Raw genomic sequence first — 19,983 nt, 5'->3', positions numbered from 1 at the left:
AACCAATTGGAATTGGACGCCGGTGCGCGCTGCCGTGAGAATTCGGCCCATGCGAATCGAACAGGAACTCCGATGACCGACATGAGCGGAGCAGCGCGCGCCGCCGGCGCCAGGCGGGATAACGACCAAGGGTCGCTGCCTTTGGCCGGGCTGAAGGTGATCGACCTCACCCTGGCGCGTGCCGGCCCCACCGCGGTGCGGCACCTCGCCGACTGGGGGGCGGACGTGATCCGCATCGACCCGCCGCTGGCACCGGCCGGCACGCCGGCCCACGAGGACGTGGTGGGCAAGGAGCGCGGCTCCGACTACCAGAACCTGCACCGCAACAAGCGCTCGCTGCGCCTGAACCTGAAGGATCCGGCCGGCCGCGCCGTGCTGCTGGACCTGGTGCGCGAGGCGGACGTGGTGATCGAGAACATGCGGCCGGCCGTGAAGCACCGGCTGGGCATCGCCTGGGAGGACCTGAGCGCGGTGAACCCGCGCCTCGTCTACGGCAGCATCAGCGGCTTCGGCCAGGACGGGCCCTACCGCGAGCGCCCCGGCCTTGACCAGATCGCTCAGGGCATGACGGGCCTGATGTCGGTGACGGGTCTGCCCGATGGGCAACCGCTGCGCACCGGCATCGCGGTGGGCGACCTCACCGCCGGCAACATGCTGGCTCTGGCCGTGATGATGGCGCTCTTCGAGCGGCAGCGCACCGGCCGCGGCCGCTGGGTGCACACCAGTCTGATGGAGAGCCTGCTGTTCATGATGGACTTCCAGGCGACCCGCTGGCTCGTGGACAAGGAGGTGCCGAAGCGGGTGGGCAACGAGCATCCCACCGCGATCCCGACCGACGTGTTCCCGACGCAGGACGGCCACGTCACGATCTGCGCAGCGAGCTCGCGCCTGTGGCCGCGTCTGTGCGCGGCGTTGGGGCACCCCGAGTGGGCAGAGCAGCCGGGCTGGACCTCGCGCGACGGCCGCCGCAAGCACAAGGTGGCGATCCACGCGGGCATCGCCGAAGTCACCCGCACCCGCGGCACGCTGCACTGGATCGAGAAGCTCAATGGCGCCGGCGTCACCTGTGGCCCGATCTACAGCATGGACCAGGTCTTCGAGGATGCCCAGGTGCGGCACCTCGGCATGGCTCTGCCGATGGAGCACCCGAAGCTGGGCACCCTGCACGTGCTGGCTTCGCCCATGAACTTCGACGGCGCGACGCGCCGCGTCCGCCGCCCCACGCCCGACGGCGGGGCCGATTCGGAAGCGATTCTGGGCGAGCTTGGCTACAGCGCGCAGCGGATCGACGAATTGCGGTCCGCGGGCGTGCTGTGAATCGAATGACCGGTCTGTCCGAATGTGCCGGCACTGGCGCCGCGGCCAGGCGGCCCGTGGTGGAAACAGTCTCCGGCAGGGTGCGCGGCACCTCGGCGGCCGGCATCCACATTTTCAAGGGCATCCCGTATGGCGCGGATACCGGCGGCATCCATCGCTTCCAGCCGCCGCGGCCCCGCTCCTGGGCTGGCGTGCGCGACGCGCTCGACTGCGGGCCACGCGCCCCCCAAGAGGCTCGGGACGAGGAACGGCTGAACATCACGTGGCTGCGCGACGCGCGGCCGATGTCCGAGGACTGCCTGGCGCTGAACGTGTTCACGCCCAGCCTGGATGGCGGCGCGAAGCTCCCGGTGATGGTCTACATCCATGGTGGCGGGTTCAAGGTCGGTTCGGCAGGCGGCCCCGGCGTGGATGGTGGCAACCTCGCCAGGCGGGGCGCGGTGGTGGTCTCCATGAACCACCGGCTCAATGTGTTCGGCCATCTGTACCTCGGCGATGCCGATGGGGGGCGCTATGCGGACGCCGGCAACGCCGGCATGCTGGACCTGGTGGCCGCGCTCGAATGGGTGCGCGACAACGTTGCGCGCTTCGGCGGCGACCCGGGCAACGTCACGATCTTCGGGCAGTCCGGTGGCGGCTCCAAGGCGGCGGTGCTGATGGCCATGCCACGCGCGCGAGGCCTGTTCCATAAGGCCATCATCCAGAGCGCCTCGTCGCTGCTGCGGCTCGCAACCGAGGAGGAGGCCGAGCGCAACACGGAGCAGTTCCTGGCCCAGCTGGGCCTGAACCGCAACCGGCTGCGTGCCTTGCACGAGCTGCCGGCCGAGACCCTGGTCAAGGCCATGCTCGCCGCGGTGAAAGCCACCCATCGCGACGATTACCGTCCCGTGGTCGATGGCCGCACGTTGCCGTGGCAGCCCTTCAGCGCCGAGGCGGTGCAGCTCTCGGCCGCCGTGCCGCTCATGACCGGCTGGTGCGAAAACGAGCAGCGCCTCACCTTCGCCGCCACGCCGGCCGTGTACCGGCAGAGCGCGCAACAGGCGCTGGCGAGCACCGCGCGCGCGCTCGGCGTGCCTGCCGCCGATGCCGAACGCCTGCTGGAGACCTATCGCAGCGGCCGCCCCGGCGACGCCCCGGGCGACCTCTACGCGCAGGTCTATGGCGACCACCGTTACCGCCGCAGCGTCACGCGTGCGGCCGAGCTGCAGACGGAGCAGGGCGGCGCCCCGGTCTACGCTTACCTGCTGCGCTGGAAGACGCCGGTGCTGGACGGCATGCTGCGAACGCCGCATACGCTGTGCATCGCCTTCGCATTCGGCAACGTGGATGTGCCCGGTGGCATCGTGGGCGCGGGCGCAGATCGTGACCCGCTGCAGGAGGAGATGTCCGGCGCGTGGCTCGCCTTCGCACGCAGTGGCAACCCCAACCACGCAGGCCTCGTTTCGTGGCGTCCCTATGCGCTGGCCGAACGCGCCACCATGGTGTTCGACCGGCACTCGCGCCTGCAGGCGGACCCGTTGCGCGAGGAGCGCATTGCCTTCGAACCCTTTCCCCGTTACGTCCCCGCCATCGGGGAAGCCTGAAGAATAGGAAGTTTTTGCGTGGACCGTTTTCATCTCGGGCTCCGGTGGCGCGTCGTTGTCGCGTCCCTGGGCGCGTGAAGCTCGCTGCCTGCGCCCTGGTTGGCGCGCGCCACGCTGCCGAGCCGGTGACCGTCACCACCACGCACGGCCGCCTGCGCGGCGTGCGCGGTGACACCGCCATCAGCTTCAAGGGCATTCCCTATGCGGCGGACACCGGCGGCGACGGGCGCTTCCAGGCACCGCGCCCGGTTGCCGGCTGGAGCGGCGTGCGCGACGCCTTCACCCTGGGCGACCAGAGTCCGCAGTCCACCGAGCGCATGCCGGTGACGCCCGTGTTCTCCTGGGAGGGCGGTGATCCCTCGCCTTTCAGCGAGAACTGCTGCGTACTCAACGTGTACACGCCCGGCCTCGACACCGGCGCGCGCCGGCCAGTGATGGTCTACATGCACGGCGGCGGCTACATCAGCGGCAGCGGCGGCGAAAGCATCCTGGACGGCAGCCATCTTGCCCGCTTTGGCGATGTGGTGGTGGTCACGGTGAACCACCGCCTCAACGCCTTCGGGTACACGCACCTCGGCGCTTTCGATCCGGCTTTCGCCGACGCCGGCAATGCCGGCCAGCTGGACCTGGTGGCGGCGCTGCGCTGGGTGAAGGACAACATCGCTGAATTTGGTGGCGATTCCGGCAATGTCACTCTCTTCGGCCAGTCCGGCGGTGGCGGAAAGGTGATGGCCCTCATGGGCATGCCGGCGGCCAGCGGCCTGTTCCACCGGGCGATCAACATGAGCGGGCCGTGGAGCCACGTGACGGCGGCTAGCACCGAGCGCTACACCGAGGAGATCCTGAAGACGTTCGGCCTTGCCCGCGGCGATGCCCGCAAGCTGCAGCATGTGGCCGCCGACGCCTTGCTGCGCGCGCGGGCCAAAGCAGTGGCGGCCGCGCGCTTCGAAGCCGCACGCCCGGTGATCGATGGTCACCACCTGCCCGCAGCCATCATGTCGTCGCAGGGCCTGGCCCTGCACGCCGACGTGCCACTGCTGATGGGCAGCGTGGACACCGAGGCGACCTTTTACTTCCGGCGCGACAGGCGCAATTTCGAGGTGAGCGCAAACCAGATGCGTGCGCGCATCCGCGCCCAGTATGGCCTCGACGACACGGGCGTACAGGGCATCGTCGATGCCTATCTGCACGACGAGCCGCGCGCGACGCCGCCGCAGATCCTGGCCGCGTTCGCGAGCGACGTGCGTTTTCGCACGCCCATGATTAGCGCCGTGGAGCCCAAGGCGGACGCAGGCCGCGCGCTGGTCTATGTCTACAACTTCGCGTGGAAGGCGCCGGTGGATGGTGGCATCTGGGGCTCGCCCCACACGGTGGACATTCCTTTCGCCTTCGCCAACGTGGACAAGACCGCGGACCTCACCGGTGGCAGCCCCGAGGCGCTGGAGGTCTCGCGCAGCCTGGCTTCGGCCTTCGTCGCCTTCGCCCGCAGCGGCGACCCGAACAACCCGCGCATGCCGCAATGGAAAGCGTACGACTCCGCCAGCCGCACTTCGATGGTGGTGGATGCGGACTGCCGCGCAGCCAGCGACTACCACGGCGCGGCGCGGGTGGCGAGCGCGCAATTGCCAACCCTGGACGGCCCGACGCTGAACCGCGGCCCCCTCTACAACTACATGGAGTGAGACGAGATGGAACCCCCGCACGACTGGCTCGAGCGGCGTGAATTCGCGGCTGATCGACAAGCGGAGCCGGCCAGTGAACGACTGGCACCGGGCGGCACGGACTACCTGAAGGTGGAGACCTCCGTGTTGCAGGCGGGGCCGCTGTTTAACTCGATCGATTGAAGTATTTCAGACCCCTCAAGGAGACAAGGATGAAGAAGGTAGTTGCCGCCCTGCTGGTGGCCGTGGCGTGCACGGCCCCCGCTGCGGAGGTGTTCCCCGCGCGGCCGGTGCGCATCGTCGTGGCCGCCTCGCCCGGTGGGCTCGTGGACATCTCCACGCGGCTCGTGGCCCAGAAGATGGCGGAGAAGCTGGGGCAGCCGGTGATCGTGGAGAACCGCGCGGGCGCCGACACGCTGCTCGGCATCCGCTATGTGAAGGGCGCCCCGGCCGATGGCTACACCGTGTTGGCCACTTCCAACAGCATCGCCAGCCAGCCCGCCGTGAAGCTGGATCCGGGCTACGACCTCGCCAAGGACTTCCTGGGCATCGGGCTGGTGGTGCGCTCGCCCTGGGTGATGGTGGTGGGCCCGAGCCAGCTGGACCGCAGCGTCGCCGACTTCATAGCGCGCGCCAACGCGAAGCCCGCGGAGATGTCCTTCGCCTCGGGCGGCGTGGGCACGACACCCTACATGGCCGCCGCCATGTTCCTGCAGCGCGCGGGAGTGAAGCTGCTGCACGTGCCTTACAAGGGCAACGGCGCCGCCATCCCTGACGTAATCAGCGGCCGCGTGACCATGATTTTCGAGGGCCTGGGCAGCGGCGCCGGCAAGATCCGCGGAGGCCAGTTGCGCGCGCTGGGCGTCAGCTCGCTGCAGCGCCTGCCGGCCTTTCCGGAGATCCCGACGATCGCGGAACAGGGGCTGCCCAATTTCAGCTCCTATGTGGACATCGGCCTGCTGGTGCCGAGCGGCACGCCCAAGGACGCCGTCGACAAGCTGTCTGCCGCGCTGCAGGCCGCGATCACGAGCAAGGAAGTGCGCGAGCGCTTCGAAGGCGCCGGCGCGGAGATGGTCCCCATCAAGCCCCAGGAGTACACGGAAGCGCTCAAGCGTGAGACGGTGCAGATGGGCAAGCTGGCCGCGGAACTGGGATTGCAGAAGCAGTAAGCCGCGGCACGCCAGCGCTGCTACTCTCACACAGGAATAGCTGGTGGTCTGGCGCGGGTCGCCGGTGCCCGTTGAAGAGTGGCACGGCGGGACTTTCTGCAAATGCATGTCGCTGCGTGTCCCGCGCACAAGACCTCCGTGTCCTCCGGGAGAACAAAGTTGTCGGGCTGGAGAACAGATGGTCGCTGCTGCCGCCGCGCGCAGCGGGCAGCGGCCTGGCCCGAGTTCTGCTACTGGATTGGCATGCTCAATTCCTGCAAGACACCGATGAAGCTCGCCGACAACAAAGCCACTCTGTCCTTCAGCAGCGGCAGCCCCAGCGTCGAGCTGCCGGTCTACCACGGCAGCACCGGGTCGGACGTCATCGATATCCGCAAGCTCTATGCGCAGACCGGCATGTTCACCTACGACCCGGGCTTCCTCTCCACCGCGGCCTGCCAGTCCTCCATCACCTACATCGACGGCGACAAGGGCGAGTTGCTGTACCGGGGCTACCCGATCGAGCAGGTGGCGACGCAATGCGACTTCCTGGAGACCTGTTACCTGATCCTGAACGGCGAACTGCCGAATGAGCAGCAGAAGGAGGATTTCGTCAGCCTCGTCACCAACCACACCATGGTGAACGAGCAGATGCAGTTCTTCCTGCGCGGATTCCGCCGCGACGCCCACCCGATGGCCGTGATGACCGGCCTGGTCGGGGCGTTATCGGCCTTCTACCATGACAGCATCGACATCAACAACGCGCGGCACCGGGAGATCTCCGCGATCCGGCTGATCGCCAAGATGCCGACGCTGGTGGCGATGGCGTACAAGTACTCCATCGGCCAGCTCTACATGTACCCGAAGAATTCGCTGTCGTACACGGGGAACTTTATGCACATGATGTTTGCCACGCCGTGCGAGGAATACGTGCCGAACGACGTGCTGGTGCGAGCGATGGACCGCATCTTCATCCTGCATGCCGATCACGAGCAGAACGCCTCCACCTCCACGGTGCGCCTGTGCGGCTCCTCCGGCACCAACCCATTCGCGGCCATCGCGGCCGGCGTCGCCTGCTTGTGGGGGCCGGCCCACGGCGGCGCCAACGAGGCCTGCCTGAACATGCTGGAGGAGATCCAGGCCATGGGCGGCGTGGCCAAGATCGGCGAATTCGTCACCAAGGTGAAGGACAAGAACTCCGGCGTGAAGCTAATGGGCTTCGGCCACCGCGTGTACAAAAACTACGACCCGCGCGCCACGCTGATGCAGGAGACCTGCCGTGAGGTGCTCGGTTACCTCGGCGTCAAGAACGATCCGTTGCTGGAGCTGGCCATGGCGCTGGAGAAGGTGGCGCTGGAAGACGAATACTTCGTCTCGCGCAAGCTCTACCCGAACGTGGACTTCTACTCCGGCATCGTGCAGCGCGCCATCGGCATCCCGGTGTCGCTCTTCACTGCGATCTTCGCGCTCGCCCGCACCGTGGGCTGGATCGCGCAATTGAACGAGATGATCGCCGACCCCGAATACAAGATCGGGCGCCCGCGCCAACTGTTCACAGGCGCCATCCGGCGCGAGGTGAAGCCGATGGCGATGCGCTGAATTTCCCTGAAAGGTTCCACCATGCAAGATCGCTACACCCGCTACACCCGTCTGAAATTCGACCGCCCCGCCGAGCGCGTGCTGCGCATCACCCTGTCGTCGCCGCTGAAGATGGGCGCCATGGACGCGCAGATGCACAAGGAGGTCTCCGAGATCTGGGCCGATGTCGACGCCGATGACAGCGTCTCCGCCGTGATCATCACCGGGGAAGGCAAGTCCTTTTCCGCCGGCGGCGACCTGAACCACGAGCGCAAGGTCTGCGACGACTACAAGCTGCGCATGCAGGCCATGTCCGAGGCGAGGAGGCTCGTCACCGGCATGCTCGACTGCCGCAAGCCGATCGTGGGAGCTGCCCGCGGCTGGGCCGTCGGCGCCGGACTGGCCTGCCTGATCCTGGCGGATATCTCCATCGCCTCGAAGGACGCCAAGTTCTCTGACGGCCACTTGAAGATCGGCATCGCCGCCGGTGACCACGCCACCATCGTGTGGCCGATCCTGTGTGGCATGGCCAAGGCCAAGTACTACCTGATGACGGCCGAGACCTTCACGGGCGAGGAGGCCGAGCGGATGAACCTGATCTCCCTGGCCCTGCCGGACGAGGAGGTTGAGGAGCGCGCCGTGAAGGTTGCCACCGGCCTGGCGCAGGGCGCCCCGGCGGCGCTGCGCTGGACCAAGACGATGCTGAATCACTGGATCAAGCAGGCCGCGCCGATCTTCGATGCCTCCCTCGCACTGGAATTCATGGGCATGGGCGGTCCCGAGGGGATGGAAGGCATGGATGCATTCCTGCAGAAGCGCAAGCCGGCCTTCGACCCGGACACGCCGGTCTGACCGCGCGAACCAAGGCCCAAGACCCATTCCATGCAAACGGAGCAGCGATGACACAGACCACTGAACAACGTCATCCGCGCGGCGGCCTTTACTTCGAGTCCTTCTACGTCGGACGCGTGTTCCGCCACGGCGTGACGAAAACCGTCACGCAGATGGACAACATGCTGTTCTGCAACATGACTTTGAACCCGCAACCGCTGCACATCGACGCGCACTTCTGCGCGACCGAAACACAATGGGGCAAGCCGGTGGTGAATTCGTTCTACACCCTCGGCCTGATGATGGGCATTTCGGTGTATGACACGACGATGGGCACCACCGCCGCCAACCTGGGGATGACGGACGTGCGCTTCTACACGCCGCTGTTCGACGGCGACACGGTGCGCGTTGAGACGCAGATCGTGGGCGCCCGCGAATCGAAGAGCCATCCCGACCGCGGCATTGTGGACTTCCGGCACCGTGCCTACAACCAGGAGGGCAAGCTGATCGGCGAGGTCCGGCGTCAGGGCATGTTGCTGAAGGCGCCGGCCGCAGCGAACTGAGGCTCAGTTCTGCAGCTTGATGCCGTTGCTCTCGATCACCCCCGCCAGCGGACGATCTCCGAGTGCACGAACTTGCCCGTCTCGACTCCGTTCCTCGCCTTGATCATCACGCCCACTTTCGCAAGCCGCTCATGCACTGCGGGATTGGCGGAGGCGTGGGCGAAGCCCTTGTAGAGGCGGTCCACGACCGCAGCCGGCGTGTCAGCCGGAACCAGGTAGCTGTTCCAAAAAGGGCCCGCGTTCAGCCACACCGCATCGATGCGGATCACTTGAACCACTCGCGCAGCCAGGCCGTGCAGGACGCGGCACCAGCACGTGCAGTACCAGATACCGGTGAATGCGTGCAAGCTGCCGCTGGTACTCGGGCACGGAGGCGGTGGCACAGGGCGCGTGTGGGAAACGACGCCCGACGGGTGCGAGGGCTACCAGACGATCTTCCTGCGTCGGGGTTTTCCGGTGTACATCGTCGATTCGCCACGAGGTGGGCGCTCCGGTTTCCCAAGCTTCGACGGTGAATTCGGCAAGCTGGATGACTGGCAGCAGCTTGTGCCCAACCGCACCAGGTGACCCGGTCGTGAAAAAATCTGGTCCCGTTGGCGGCTGGGGCCGAAGTATCCCGATGTGTTCCCGGTGCAGGCGTTCCCGATGGACGCACTGGACCAGTTCCTGCAGCACGTGCGGCCCATGATGTCCGACGATGCGGAAGTCATCAGCGGCGCGCTGCTGGCGCTGCTCGACAAGATCGGCCCCACAGTGTTGGTGACGCATTCGAATTCCGGCCTGCCATGCTGGCTCGCCGGTTGCCGTTCGCCGAAAGTGAAGGGGATCGTGAGTTACGAGCCCGGCTTCCTGCTTCCTCAGGGCGAAGTGCCCCCGGCTCTGCCGCTCTATAAAGGTACTCAGTCCCCGGGCACGGCGGTCAGCCAAGGGGAATTCAGCGAGCTCGCGAAGGTTCCGTTGCAGGTGGTTTACGGCGACAACATTCCGAAGGAACCGGGACCCGATCTGGCCGCCGACGACCGCCGCGTGCAAGTACTCGCCTGCAACCTGTTCATCGAGGCGCTCAACAGGAGAGGCGGCCAGGCCAGCGTACTGCATCTGCCCGACGCAGGTCTGTGCGGCAACTCGGATTTCATGTTCTCGGATTTGAACAACGTGGAGGTGGCGGACCAGTTGGTCCGCCTTTCTTGCGCGGCATGGCCTCGACGCGAGATAGTCAGCGACCGGAGCTGGATATCGCTCCGCCTGATAGTGATACGCTTGCTCGATGAATTTCGGCGACGGCAGTCCTCTGTGCCCCATCCCTTCGGCGACCGTCTTGATGCTGCGCGATGCGCCGCACGGCCTGGAGGTTTTTCTTCTGAAGCGGCATGGCCTGTCCGACGTGCTGGGTGGCGCCTATGTGTTCCCTGGCGGCAAGATGGACCGCCAGGATATGGGGTTTGTCGGCCGGCTCGACCAGCCAACGAGGGTGCTGCATGAAACTCTCGGCGAGCCGCAACTGAGCGAAGCGCAGGCCGCGGCGTTGTATGTTGCCGCCATTCGCGAGGTGTTCGAGGAGGCCGGTGTGCTGTTTGCAGCGCTCGAAGCCGTCCTTACGCCAGAATCGTGGGCGTCTCTGCACGCAGGGCGCCCCTTCGGGGAAGTGCTGGATCTTGTCGACGCGCCATTGGCGGTAGCTGGCCTTGTTCCGTGGTCCCGTTGGATCACGCCCGTCGCCAGTGTTCGGGCGCGCAAGCACTTCGATGCGCGCTTCTTCGTCGCTGCCGTGCCGCCAGGCCAGGAGCCGGTGCACGATCAACATGAAGCAACCGAAAGCGTATGGTTGGCGCCGCAGAGAGCCCTGCGCGAGTACTGGGAGGGGCGGATCCAGCTCGCAGCGCCTCAAATCATGAGCCTGGCTCTTCTCTCGCGGTACCGGGACGTTGCCGGCGTGTTGGCCGAAGCGCGCGGCCGCAAGCCGCCCTGCATCCATCCCGAGGTTTTTGATCAAGGTGGCATACACATAGTGTGCTACCCGGGCGACGAGGGCCACTCGATGCGCTCGCGGGTAATACCCGGACCGACGCGGCTTTCCTGGCGCAACGATCGCTACGAACCCGAGGGCGGCCTCGACGCGCTCTTCGGCTGAGACAGCCGTTTTCCCACCCCGTGGCGCTGCGAATGCCGAGTCCTATCGGCAGGCGCAGGTCCCCGCCTCCTCGGAAGAGCCGGTGCCCTTCCGCGTCGTATGCAGCGGCTACACGCAGATCGGGTAGCGTACGCTGCCGTCGCGCGAATTGATCACCTTCTCGCATTTGTCCTACGATTGCCGAGTTTGAACGTGGCATCGCTGATGCCCGGCTTGCGACAGATCTCCTCGACTTTGGTGCCCAGCTCCGCCTGTTTGAGGCCAAAGGCGAATTGTCCCTCTGTAAATCTGCTTGTCTTCACGACATGTTTCCATTCACCTAAGGTGAAAAATCATGCCGGATTTCCTACTTTTGAATGGTCAGGTTTCCTGGGTCAGGGTCAGAATGCGCCATGGCTATGATGAGCGCAGCCTGCTGTCGTGCGCCTTCAATTGACGCAGGACACCCGCAATGCCGCAGTTGTTTGTCACGATGATTGGAGCATGAGCTATCCACGGCATCACGGCCCCTGAGGAGGTACAGGGGCAAGATCAACGGCACCTCCGATAGAAAAGCGCGCTGCTGATCCTGGCCTTTTGTCGGAACGGGGCTGTGAATGTCCGATGTCGAAATCCGCTGTGTTTTCTGGGAATTTTCCCTGGCAGACCCACGAAAAGCACTTGAGCATAGAGACGTATCAGGAGCATCGATTCAGTATGGGAAAAGACACCAAACCACGCGATGGAGATCAAGATGCTATTGAAGTAAACGAGACGGCAGCGCAATCCGTCGGAATGCTCAAAGCGGTGATCAGTGGCGAGACGTATGAGGCTGTCGCCGCCAGGTTTGGCAAATCCCGTACCGCTGTCGAACGGCGCATCAAGGCCATAGCGGCCCAGTTGAGCAAGGAAGTGGGCATCCAGGGACTCAACGAGGAGGGGGCCGCCTTTGTTCGTCGTCTTCGCTTGCACCAGGATGCTATCCTGATGGCGTTGGAATCTTTCGAACCAAGCTTACCTTGTGGGTCTCGGGAGACCCGCATCCTCTCCAGTGAGGAAATCGCTCAGGCAGTCCTGCGCATCAAGGGCCGCAGCAGTCGGCCTTGGCACGATATCGCCCTGTTCTACTTGCTGTTTGCCACTGGCGCCAGGCCTCTGGAAATCGCCCGACTGGAGGTTCGGGACTACCTTGATGCGGACGGCAGCGTGCGCCGGGAATCGCAGATGCGCGCGGAGGTGGCGATCACCAGAAAACCCCGATCTTTGTATTTCACCAGCACGCGACTCGACGAGGTACTGACGCTCTATTTGAAGGAGCGGCTGGCGCTGCAGTTGGGCGTACATACGGCGGGGGCTTACCGAGGCCTTGATCCTGACAGTCGCCTGTTCCTGTCAGCGACGGGCGAAGGCTTCAAGGTCACGCCCTATGGTAAAGAAGGGCAACTGCGCTTTCTATGCCGCCCCATTCTGGAGACCTACGACAAGCTGTTCCGGTATGCCGAGCTCAAGGGCGTGTCTGCACTATCGGCACGGCGCACTGTGATATCCCGGTTGTATGAACGCGGCGCCAATGAAGACCAGGTTGGACTGCTGCTGGGCATCAGCGAGCGCAGCGCCGTGCGGGCGCTGCTTTCCAGGCCCAAGCCGACCATTGCGGTTCTTGTCAATGAACTGATCTGATTCATCGGGCCTATCCGATGCTGAAATCCCGTCACATTGGGTGCTGTATTCATTGACGCGTTGAGGCTGAGCGGTACAGCATGGTGGGTCAGGAGCCTGTCAAGAATGGACATTCAGCGTTTCTCCATCAAAGGTCGTGTACTTGGCGTCGACGACCCACAGTTGCAGGCTGTACTCGCGCATGTTCATGAAACGCCAGAACGTCCCCGCTGTTTATGTGTTTCGGGCGGGGTGGAGATGTACGTGGCGCACCACCGGCAGTTCGTGGTCAAGCGCATGCCGGAAACCGGCAGTCGGCATCACCCCGGCTGCCCGTCCTACGAACCTGAGCTGCAGCAGTCTGGCCTGGGTGAACTGGTTGGTGAAGCAGTGTTGGAGTCTGAGATGGGGTCCATAGAACTGCGGGTGGATTTTCCGTGGACCAGATCCACCGGACGAGGTGTGCCACGCGGGCAGCCACAGGACATGTCCGAGGTAGAGGTGTCGCGTCGACGCATGAGCCTGCGGGCGCTGATGCATTTTCTGTTCGAGCGCGCGGGGTTCAACCGCTGGAGTCCCGCCATGGAGGGCAAGCGCAACCAGGGCGTGCTGCACAAGTACCTGCAGGAAGCGGCGGAGAACGTAGCAGTCAAGGGCGTGGCACTGGCTGAGAGGCTGTACGTGCCCGAACCCTTCAGCGAGGCGGGCAAGGCGGATGCCGCCCGGCGACGTCGCGAAAAGCTGGCGGTATTGCGACCAAGGGAAGGGCAGAGCCCACTGGCTGTGGTCATGGGCGAGTTCAAGGCGAGCGATGTGACGCCATTGGGGCGCCGGGTGTGGATCAAACACATGCCGGACGCGCCGCTGCTGATTGCCGCCAAGGCATGGGAACGGATCGAGCGGGTGTTTGCTCCTCTGTGGGAGGCGCGGGATGCCGACGTGGGGCAGAAGGCGCGGCTGATGCTGGCCGCTTTAATCCGTGCGCGCCGCGAGCATACCTACGAAATCGATGTTGCGAGCCTGATGCTGACCAGCGAGCACTGGATCCCGGTCGAAGGTATTCACGAGTTGCCGTTGGTACAGGCCTTGGTGGATCAGCAGCGGCGATTCGTCAAACCCTTGCGCTACGATGCCAGGAATGCAGCAAGGTTTCCGAACGCCCTATTGCTGGACGCAGGAGACTCGCCTGTTCCCTTGCATGTGGTCAGTGCCTATTTGGATCCGAAAGAACAAGCGGCGAAGGCACTCGCCCTGAGATCTGGCGACGACACGCTGTGGGTATGGCATACGAGTGAGTCCATGCCGAAATTACCGGCCAGAGCGGGTACATAGCGCGCTTGCAGATTCGCGCGCGTCGGGTGGAACTGTGCTGTAGACACCGCGTCTGCCGATGCCGAAACATCGCTTCTTTCGCGCTGGTTGTCTCTGGTGCGTTTGCTGTGCATCCGTGAACATCGTGCTGCTTCGGTTGCCAAGACCACCCCAACCAACTCAACAGCACTTTATGAATCACCAACAGGTCAGCGAGATATGTTTCGAAGAGACCTACACCGTGCCCACCTATCAGACGGCACGTTCGCTGTTCACGCGCTTGCCGCATGGGAAGCCCTATGCCGAAACGCTCATCGAGTGCCTGGCCACCGGGTACCTGATCGCGGTCGTCGAATCGATTTGCATCCGGGAAATGCAGCGACAGATCGATCCTTCGGTGGAGGTGGTTGTCGGCCGGACCATTCACGTCGAGCATTGCGGCCCGATACCCTCTGGTGCAACGATTCGGCTATTGGGTTGGGTGGAGCGGCTGAGTCAGCACAGCGCAACGTTTTACATCAGGGCTTACGACGATCATGAACTCGTTTGCGATGGCAAGGTGACGCTGGTGGCGGCAGACCGTGCATCGATGGAGTCGAAAATTGCGACCAAGGTGAATGGCCTTCAGAAGGTGGAGTCCGTGTCATAGAGGCAGAACAGCCCGAGCGCAGGTTTCTGCTTGCGAATCGATAAATTGGATATCACTTGTCGCCCCCCACCGCGCCAGACAGTCCGGTTGACACAGGCGTTTTGCACGAGAGCATGAACTTGCGAGTTGTTTCGCGATTCATGAAGGAGTGCAACCATGTCGAATGCAGTGGTCAAGGTCAATGGCGGCCAGGCAATGCTGCCCACCGTGCTCGGGCAAGGCCTGGCACGGATTCCCACCGGCGGCAAAATCCGCGCCGGCATCAAGGTTTTGACCAGCAAGGCGGCGGCGCACCCCGGTGCCCGCGCCATCTACGCGCGGGGTATGGCGGTAGGCGACTCGTTTGCCCAGATCGAGCAGGCGCTTGCCGCGGCGCTGCCTCAGTTGAAAACCCCCTTGGTGCCCAAGAACGTATCCTGGTTCACGGTTCGTGGGCAGGATTTTGCTAACCCCGAGGTCGCCCGCCAGATTCTGGATGCCCACGGCGAAGACCGAGGCGATGGCGTCAAGCGCCTGTACCGTTTCCCGGTGGTGTTCCCCTCCGACTTCTGGCAGGTGGTGATGCCGCACGAGCTCGCAGCCTGGGGCGGTTCTGAGAAGCACTATTGGTCTGAATACTCCCCTGATGGTCGCGTGCGCTATTGCAAACAGCACGCGTCCGTGCCGTTTGATGACACCGGCAAGCGGGTGATTCGTCTGTTCGGCGGGCGCAAGACGGTGTTGCGCGAACAGAACGGTGGCTTGTGCGAACCGGAGTCCTGCCGCGAATATCAGCATCGCCAGTGCAACCTGACGGGGCGTTTCCTGTTCTTCATCCCGGGCATCCGCTCGATCAGTGCCTTCGAACTGCACACCAACAGCTTTTACGCCATGAACATGGCCATCCAGAAGTTCGAGACCATCAGCTTCCTGCGTGGAGGTCGCATTTCGGGCTTTCTGGACAGCCAGCGCACGCCGTTCTATTTGACCAAGAAGCTGATGGAGGTGGCGCGTATCGACGAGCGGGGCAGGCCAGTTCGGGTGCCGCAATGGATCATCGACCTGGAAGCACCCGTCGATGTGACTGCACTGATACGCCACAACGAGGATGAAGGTGCTGTCATCGTGCAGGCTCGGCAGGCGGCGCACGTGCTTGACGGCGCCTTGATTCCAGGGGACGGTGTTGACACCGCCGATCAGCCGCCCGCAGGCGCAGCGCCAGCAGGCAACCAACGCCAGAACCAACCAGAGAGCGAGGTCGGGTGGAGGGATATTGTCACGAAGGGGCCAACGCTTGAACAAATCGCTGACAAGGTTCAATCCTATGGCGTCGACCTGGCCCAGTATGACGCCTACGCTGCCCAGCGCTGGGGCAGTGGCTGGCGCTTCAATGCGTTCGGGCGACAGCATGCCCATGAGGAACTGGTGCGTTACCGGAACGACCCAAAGGGCTACCTCGACAAGATCGACTGCGCGATACGGGGGCGGGCATGAGCGGGCCGCGAACTTTCAAGACGTGGCCGTGGTCTGACCTCGCCCTTGACCATAAGGAGGTCGGGGCGAAGCTGTCGGAACCCACCCTATTGTTCGAAGAACCAGCCCAGGAGGCTGCATGATCCGCATTGCCCAGTTTTCTGATCTTCACTACAGCGCCAGGAATCTGGTCGAGGCTGACCGGTGCTTCAGTCATGCCGTGGACCGTGCCATCGCCTTGAGGGTCGATGCCGCCGTGGTGTCGGGGGACGCGACGGACCATGCGCTGGACCTGCATTCGCCCGCGGCGGAGCGCCTGGCGCGCAACATCCGGCGTCTGGCCGACCATTGCCCGGTGCTGATGCTGCAAGGGACGTTTTCGCATGAGCCACCGGGAACCTTGTCGATGTTCCGGCTACTGGGTGGACGCTACCCGATGCACGTCGCCGACCGGATCGGGCAGGTTGGGCTCACGGCTGGCGGGTGCTGGGTGGCGTCTGAAGGTTGGCATTTCACAGAATTACCGAGCGGGTTGCGTGCCTTGTTTTCTTGCGTGCCGACGGTCAACAAGGCGGTTGTGGCGGCTACCGTGGGTGCCAGTTCAGCGGCAGAAGCAGTGGGGGAACATCTTGCCTTGCTGCTGCGTGGGTTTGCCGCCAGCAACCAGGCAGCACGTGCGCGGGGCCTGCCTACCATCGGGGTGTCGCACGGCACAGTGTTTGGATGCATTTCAGAGCATGGTGTGCCCATGGCCGGCTTTGATCACGAGTTCACGACCGGTGCGCTGTTTGCGGCCGAGGCCCAAGCCTTCATGCTGGGCCACATTCATCGGCACCAGTCCTGGGAGAACGGATCAACGGGGTTGAAAGGCTGTGCGGGTCACCAGTGCGTTGCCTACCCCGGCTCCATCGGGCGCTTCCATTACGGCGAGGAGGGCGACAAGGGCTTCCTGCTGTGGGAAATTAGCCCGGGCGATGTGCGCTTCACGATGGAGCCCACGCCGGCGCGCCGTACCATTGACATCACGTTTGAAGGAAAGCCCGATCTGGTCGGGCTGCGCGAAGCTGTCGAGCGGGAAGGCATTGACGGGGCCTTTGTTCGGGTGCGCTGGACCGTGGCCGACGAGGAGAGGCACGAAGTGAACCGTGCGGCGATGCAGGCACTGTTGGAGGGCGCAGCGGAAGTCAAACTCGAAGGACATATTGTGCCAGTGGTACGCACACGGGCGGCGGGAATCTCCCAACTCGCCAGCCTGGCAGACAAGGTGCGCGCCTGGGCGCTGTCCCTTGAGGCGAAACCTCAGCCACTGCTGGACTGTCTGCAGGCGCTGGTAAGCCAGACACCGGAGGCAATTGCCGAGCAAACCCTGTGCGCCACTGCGGTGCCTACGGCGGAAGTCATGGCCGAGTTGCTATTGACCGAAGACGTAGAAGCGGAGTCCGCCCTGTTGTTCTGACGGCGCTACCCGCCGCGCGGATGGACTTGCACAAGGTCCATTGCGCGCGAGACTGGTTCCATCCTTTTTCTGGAGCACGATCATGCAAGTTCTTTCACTGACCCTCAAGGGGTTTCGGGGTATCCGCGATGGTTTGGGCCGCGATGCGCTGAGCCTGGACTTCGAACGATTAGCCGATGGCGCCGAACTGGTCGCCATTGCCGGCGCCAACGGACGCGGCAAGAGCACCGTGATGGACAACATGCACCCCTATCTCACCATGCCTTCGCGCGCTGCCGTGGCGGGGCCGGGCGGATTCTCTTACTACGACCACGTCTGCTTACCGGAGAACGAGAAGGATCTGACCTGGGCCCACGAGGGGCGCAGCTACCGTTCGCAGGTGGTGATCCGCCTCAATGGTCGGCGCAAGACCGAGGCCTTCCTGTTCGTGCTCGGTAATGTGGGCAGCTGGATGCCGCTGCGGCTTGACGACGGCACGGTGTCCGATGGCAAGATCGAAACCTACACCCGGTGCGTGGAGGCGGTCTGCGGCAGTGCCGATACCTTCTTCACCTCGGTGTTCTCCGCGCAGGGCAAACGCCAGCTCAGCACTTACCGCAACGCCGAGATCAAGACGCTGCTGGCCGATTTGCTCGGACAGGACGAAATCCGCGCCCTGGGGCAAAAAGCGGCGGAGACGGCGCGGCTGCTCAAAGCGGGGCTGTCGGCCATCCGGCAGGAGCTGGCCGGTCTCGACGAGGAAGCCGGACGCATCGCAAGCGAGCGGCTGCGGCTTGACGGCGCATCGGATCGGGTGGCGCAAGGCCTTGCCGCGCGGCAACTGGCGCAACGCAAGCTTGATGTCGCCAGAGCCCGGCACGCCACGCTGTCGGCCGAGCGCGACCAGTCGCGGGCTACCGAGATGCGGCGGGCGCAATTGCTGGCCGAGCGCAAGGCGCTGGTCGATGCGGGCACCCAGGCCATCGCGGCGCTCAAGGCGCAGAATCAGGGCGAGCAGCAGCGGCTGGAGCGCCTGGTGCAGCGTATCGCGGACAGGGTGAGCCGGGAACGCATCCGCAGTCAGGCGTTGCAGCATACGCGGCGGCAATGCCGGGCGGTGCTGGACGCGGCGGGGGCGGTGGGGCATGCCGTCGCTCGGTTGCCATTGGCCGAGCGTGTACTGTCAAGGCGCACCGCGCAGACCTTGGCCTGTCGTCAACAAGCCCAGCGCCTGACGCAATGCCAAGGGGCCGAGCGTGTCGCCGAGCAGAAGCTGGCGGGTATTGAGCGGGAGGCCGGCAAGGCGGTGCTCCAGGCCGAGGAACTGGCCCACCGCTTCGGCCTGACGGACGAGGTGCCGTGTGCAGGAACCGACCTGCAGGGTCAATGCAAGCTGCTGGGGGATGCGCGAGACGCCCAAGCCTTGATCCCGAGTGCCAAGGGACACATCACCCGGTTGGCGCGTGAGAAGGCACAGGCGCAATCGGAGTTGGCTACCGCCCGCCGCGAGCGGGAGCGGCTGGCCGATGCGTCGCAGGCGGTGGCGTGGGCTGAATGCAGGGGCGATAGGGCCCGGGAGCGTGTGTCGCGGCTCGCTGTGCTTGCGGCCAAAACAGGCGAGATAGCACAGGCGCGCACCACATTGGTCTGCGTCGAACAGGAACTCGCGGCGCTGGGGAAGGGCCATGCTGCCCCGGCGGATGCGGTCGAGACCTCCGAAGAGCAGACCGAGCGCGAGCAGATTGGCGCGGCGCGGCAGGTAGTCGCCCAGCAGTTGGAGCGCCAGTCCCAGCAATTCCGGGACGGATTGAATCGGCTGGAAGAGGCCCTGGCGGCGATGCCTGCGCCCTATGACGAGCAGCAACTTGCCGTGGTCGTCCAGACCATGACTCAGGCCGAAGAGGCGGTCGTGGCGGCTGAGCAATTACACTTGGCGACCGTGCGGGAGGCCCATCAGCTGGACGCACTGTGCGGTCGGGTACAGACCCTCGCTGTGCGACGCTCGCAGGTCCAGACGCGCATCGCCCATGTGGAGACCGAACTGGGCGGCTGGAACCTGTTCGCGCGTTGCATGAGCAACGACGGTTTGATTGCCCTGGCGATTGACGATGCGGGTCCGGCCCTGTCGGGGTTGGCTAATGACCTGCTGCTGGCCTGTTACGGCCCGCGTTTTACGGCGTCCATCCACACACTGGTGGAAACTGGCAAGGGCGAACAGCGGGAAGGCTTCGACATCGTCGTGCACGACGGCGAATCGGGTGAAAGCAAGAGCGTGGGCCTGATGAGTGGCGGCGAAAGAGTCTGGATCAACGAGTGCCTGACGCGGGCGGTGGCGTTGTACCTGGCTCAACACTCCGGGCGGCGCTATGCCACGCTATTCTCTGACGAAGCCGACGGGCCACTGGATCCCGAGCGCAAGCGCATGTTCATGGCGATGAAACGGGAGGTCCTGCGTCTGGGCGGCTACACACGGGAGTTCTTCGTTTCACAGACGCCGGAGCTGACGGCCATGGCCGATGTGGTGATTGATCTGGAGACTTGTATCGCGCCCGCGCAGGTGACAGATTGAGCGGGAAGCGAGGAGCCTGGCAGCCAGGCGATTCGCTCATTGCATGGGTGGATTCCGCCGGTGGGTAGACATGGCCGTTTTGCCCAAGCTCCCATACAGCAGCTGCAAGATGGCATT

General features: G+C 64.5%; 17 protein-coding genes and 1 pseudogene. 16 read left to right on the top strand and 2 right to left on the bottom strand.

Going from position 1 to position 19,983, the window contains the following annotated elements:
• The first annotated feature begins 6 nt into the window (after positions 1–6).
• From EUB48_RS15695 to EUB48_RS15665, 8 genes are all read left to right on the top strand, one after another.
• Positions 7–1,317 carry a CaiB/BaiF CoA transferase family protein gene (locus EUB48_RS15695; protein ID WP_244618229.1) on the top strand — a complete coding sequence of 437 codons (1,311 nt, stop codon included), beginning with the start codon at positions 7–9 and terminating at the stop codon, positions 1,315–1,317.
• Positions 1,318–1,322: 5 nt separating this feature from the next.
• Positions 1,323–2,900, top strand: a complete 1,578-nt coding sequence (locus EUB48_RS15690; RefSeq protein WP_142820003.1) for a carboxylesterase/lipase family protein — start codon at positions 1,323–1,325, stop codon at positions 2,898–2,900.
• Between the two features lie 74 nt (positions 2,901–2,974).
• Positions 2,975–4,582 carry a carboxylesterase/lipase family protein gene (locus tag EUB48_RS15685; protein ID WP_244618228.1) on the top strand — a complete coding sequence of 536 codons (1,608 nt, stop codon included), beginning with the start codon at positions 2,975–2,977 and terminating at the stop codon, positions 4,580–4,582.
• Positions 4,583–4,588: 6 nt separating this feature from the next.
• Positions 4,589–4,744 carry a hypothetical protein gene (locus tag EUB48_RS21415; RefSeq protein WP_168226760.1) on the top strand — a complete coding sequence of 52 codons (156 nt, stop codon included), beginning with the start codon at positions 4,589–4,591 and terminating at the stop codon, positions 4,742–4,744.
• 29 nt (positions 4,745–4,773) lie between these two features.
• Positions 4,774–5,730: a Bug family tripartite tricarboxylate transporter substrate binding protein gene (locus EUB48_RS15680; RefSeq protein ID WP_142820002.1), complete on the top strand. Its 957-nt coding sequence runs from the start codon at positions 4,774–4,776 to the stop codon at positions 5,728–5,730.
• A 267-nt stretch (positions 5,731–5,997) separates the two neighbouring features.
• Positions 5,998–7,308, top strand: a complete 1,311-nt coding sequence (locus EUB48_RS15675) for a citrate synthase (RefSeq protein WP_142821340.1) — start codon at positions 5,998–6,000, stop codon at positions 7,306–7,308.
• A 21-nt stretch (positions 7,309–7,329) separates the two neighbouring features.
• A complete protein-coding gene (locus tag EUB48_RS15670) occupies positions 7,330–8,139 on the top strand; it encodes an enoyl-CoA hydratase/isomerase family protein (RefSeq protein ID WP_142820001.1) in 810 nt (269 codons plus the stop codon).
• Positions 8,140–8,186: 47 nt separating this feature from the next.
• Entirely contained in the window at positions 8,187–8,681 is a 495-nt protein-coding gene (locus EUB48_RS15665; RefSeq protein WP_142820000.1) for a MaoC family dehydratase, read from the top strand.
• Between the two features lie 35 nt (positions 8,682–8,716).
• Here the strand turns inward: EUB48_RS15665 and EUB48_RS15660 are convergent, their stop codons facing one another.
• Positions 8,717–8,950: a tripartite tricarboxylate transporter substrate-binding protein gene (locus tag EUB48_RS15660; protein ID WP_168226759.1), complete on the bottom strand. Its 234-nt coding sequence runs from the start codon at positions 8,948–8,950 to the stop codon at positions 8,717–8,719.
• A 46-nt stretch (positions 8,951–8,996) separates the two neighbouring features.
• Here EUB48_RS15660 and EUB48_RS21410 point away from each other — a divergent pair, with 46 nt between their 5' ends.
• Together EUB48_RS21410 and EUB48_RS15655 are read left to right on the top strand one after the other, a co-directional pair.
• Positions 8,997–9,248 carry an alpha/beta hydrolase family protein gene (locus tag EUB48_RS21410; RefSeq protein ID WP_168226758.1) on the top strand — a complete coding sequence of 84 codons (252 nt, stop codon included), beginning with the start codon at positions 8,997–8,999 and terminating at the stop codon, positions 9,246–9,248.
• Between the two features lie 700 nt (positions 9,249–9,948).
• Positions 9,949–10,812 (top strand): NUDIX hydrolase, encoded by an 864-nt coding sequence (locus EUB48_RS15655; RefSeq protein ID WP_142819998.1) that lies wholly within the window; start codon positions 9,949–9,951, stop codon positions 10,810–10,812.
• Positions 10,813–11,000: 188 nt separating this feature from the next.
• Here EUB48_RS15655 and EUB48_RS15650 read toward each other — a convergent pair.
• A pseudogene (locus EUB48_RS15650) lies at positions 11,001–11,114 on the bottom strand (transposase); the annotation flags it as partial.
• Positions 11,115–11,415: 301 nt separating this feature from the next.
• On the opposite strand from EUB48_RS15650, the gene EUB48_RS15645 reads away from it, so the two are divergent.
• The 6 genes from EUB48_RS15645 (at position 11,416) to EUB48_RS15620 (ending at position 19,866) form a co-directional block, all read left to right on the top strand.
• On the top strand, positions 11,416–12,471 hold the full coding sequence (locus EUB48_RS15645; RefSeq protein ID WP_244618227.1) for a site-specific integrase: 1,056 nt from the start codon (positions 11,416–11,418) through the stop codon (positions 12,469–12,471).
• A gap of 105 nt (positions 12,472–12,576) precedes the next feature.
• Positions 12,577–13,782: a DUF1173 family protein gene (locus EUB48_RS15640; RefSeq protein WP_142819997.1), complete on the top strand. Its 1,206-nt coding sequence runs from the start codon at positions 12,577–12,579 to the stop codon at positions 13,780–13,782.
• 115 nt (positions 13,783–13,897) lie between these two features.
• Positions 13,898–14,410: a thioesterase family protein gene (locus tag EUB48_RS15635; RefSeq protein ID WP_244618226.1), complete on the top strand. Its 513-nt coding sequence runs from the start codon at positions 13,898–13,900 to the stop codon at positions 14,408–14,410.
• 156 nt (positions 14,411–14,566) lie between these two features.
• A complete protein-coding gene (locus EUB48_RS15630) occupies positions 14,567–15,883 on the top strand; it encodes a recombination directionality factor (RefSeq protein ID WP_142819995.1) in 1,317 nt (438 codons plus the stop codon).
• A 118-nt stretch (positions 15,884–16,001) separates the two neighbouring features.
• Complete coding sequence (locus EUB48_RS15625; protein ID WP_210411642.1) at positions 16,002–17,318, top strand: metallophosphoesterase family protein; 1,317 nt, start codon at positions 16,002–16,004, stop codon at positions 17,316–17,318.
• Between the two features lie 82 nt (positions 17,319–17,400).
• Positions 17,401–19,866, top strand: a complete 2,466-nt coding sequence (locus tag EUB48_RS15620; RefSeq protein WP_142819994.1) for a DNA repair protein — start codon at positions 17,401–17,403, stop codon at positions 19,864–19,866.
• Positions 19,867–19,983 lie beyond the last annotated feature (117 nt).

The sequence above is a fragment of the Rhodoferax sediminis genome, from assembly GCF_006970865.1.
Taxonomy (GTDB): Bacteria; Pseudomonadota; Gammaproteobacteria; order Burkholderiales; family Burkholderiaceae_C; genus Rhodoferax_A; species Rhodoferax_A sediminis.
The sequence above is the reverse complement of the archived record's forward strand: the minus strand, read 5'-3'. Positions and strand labels throughout refer to the sequence as shown.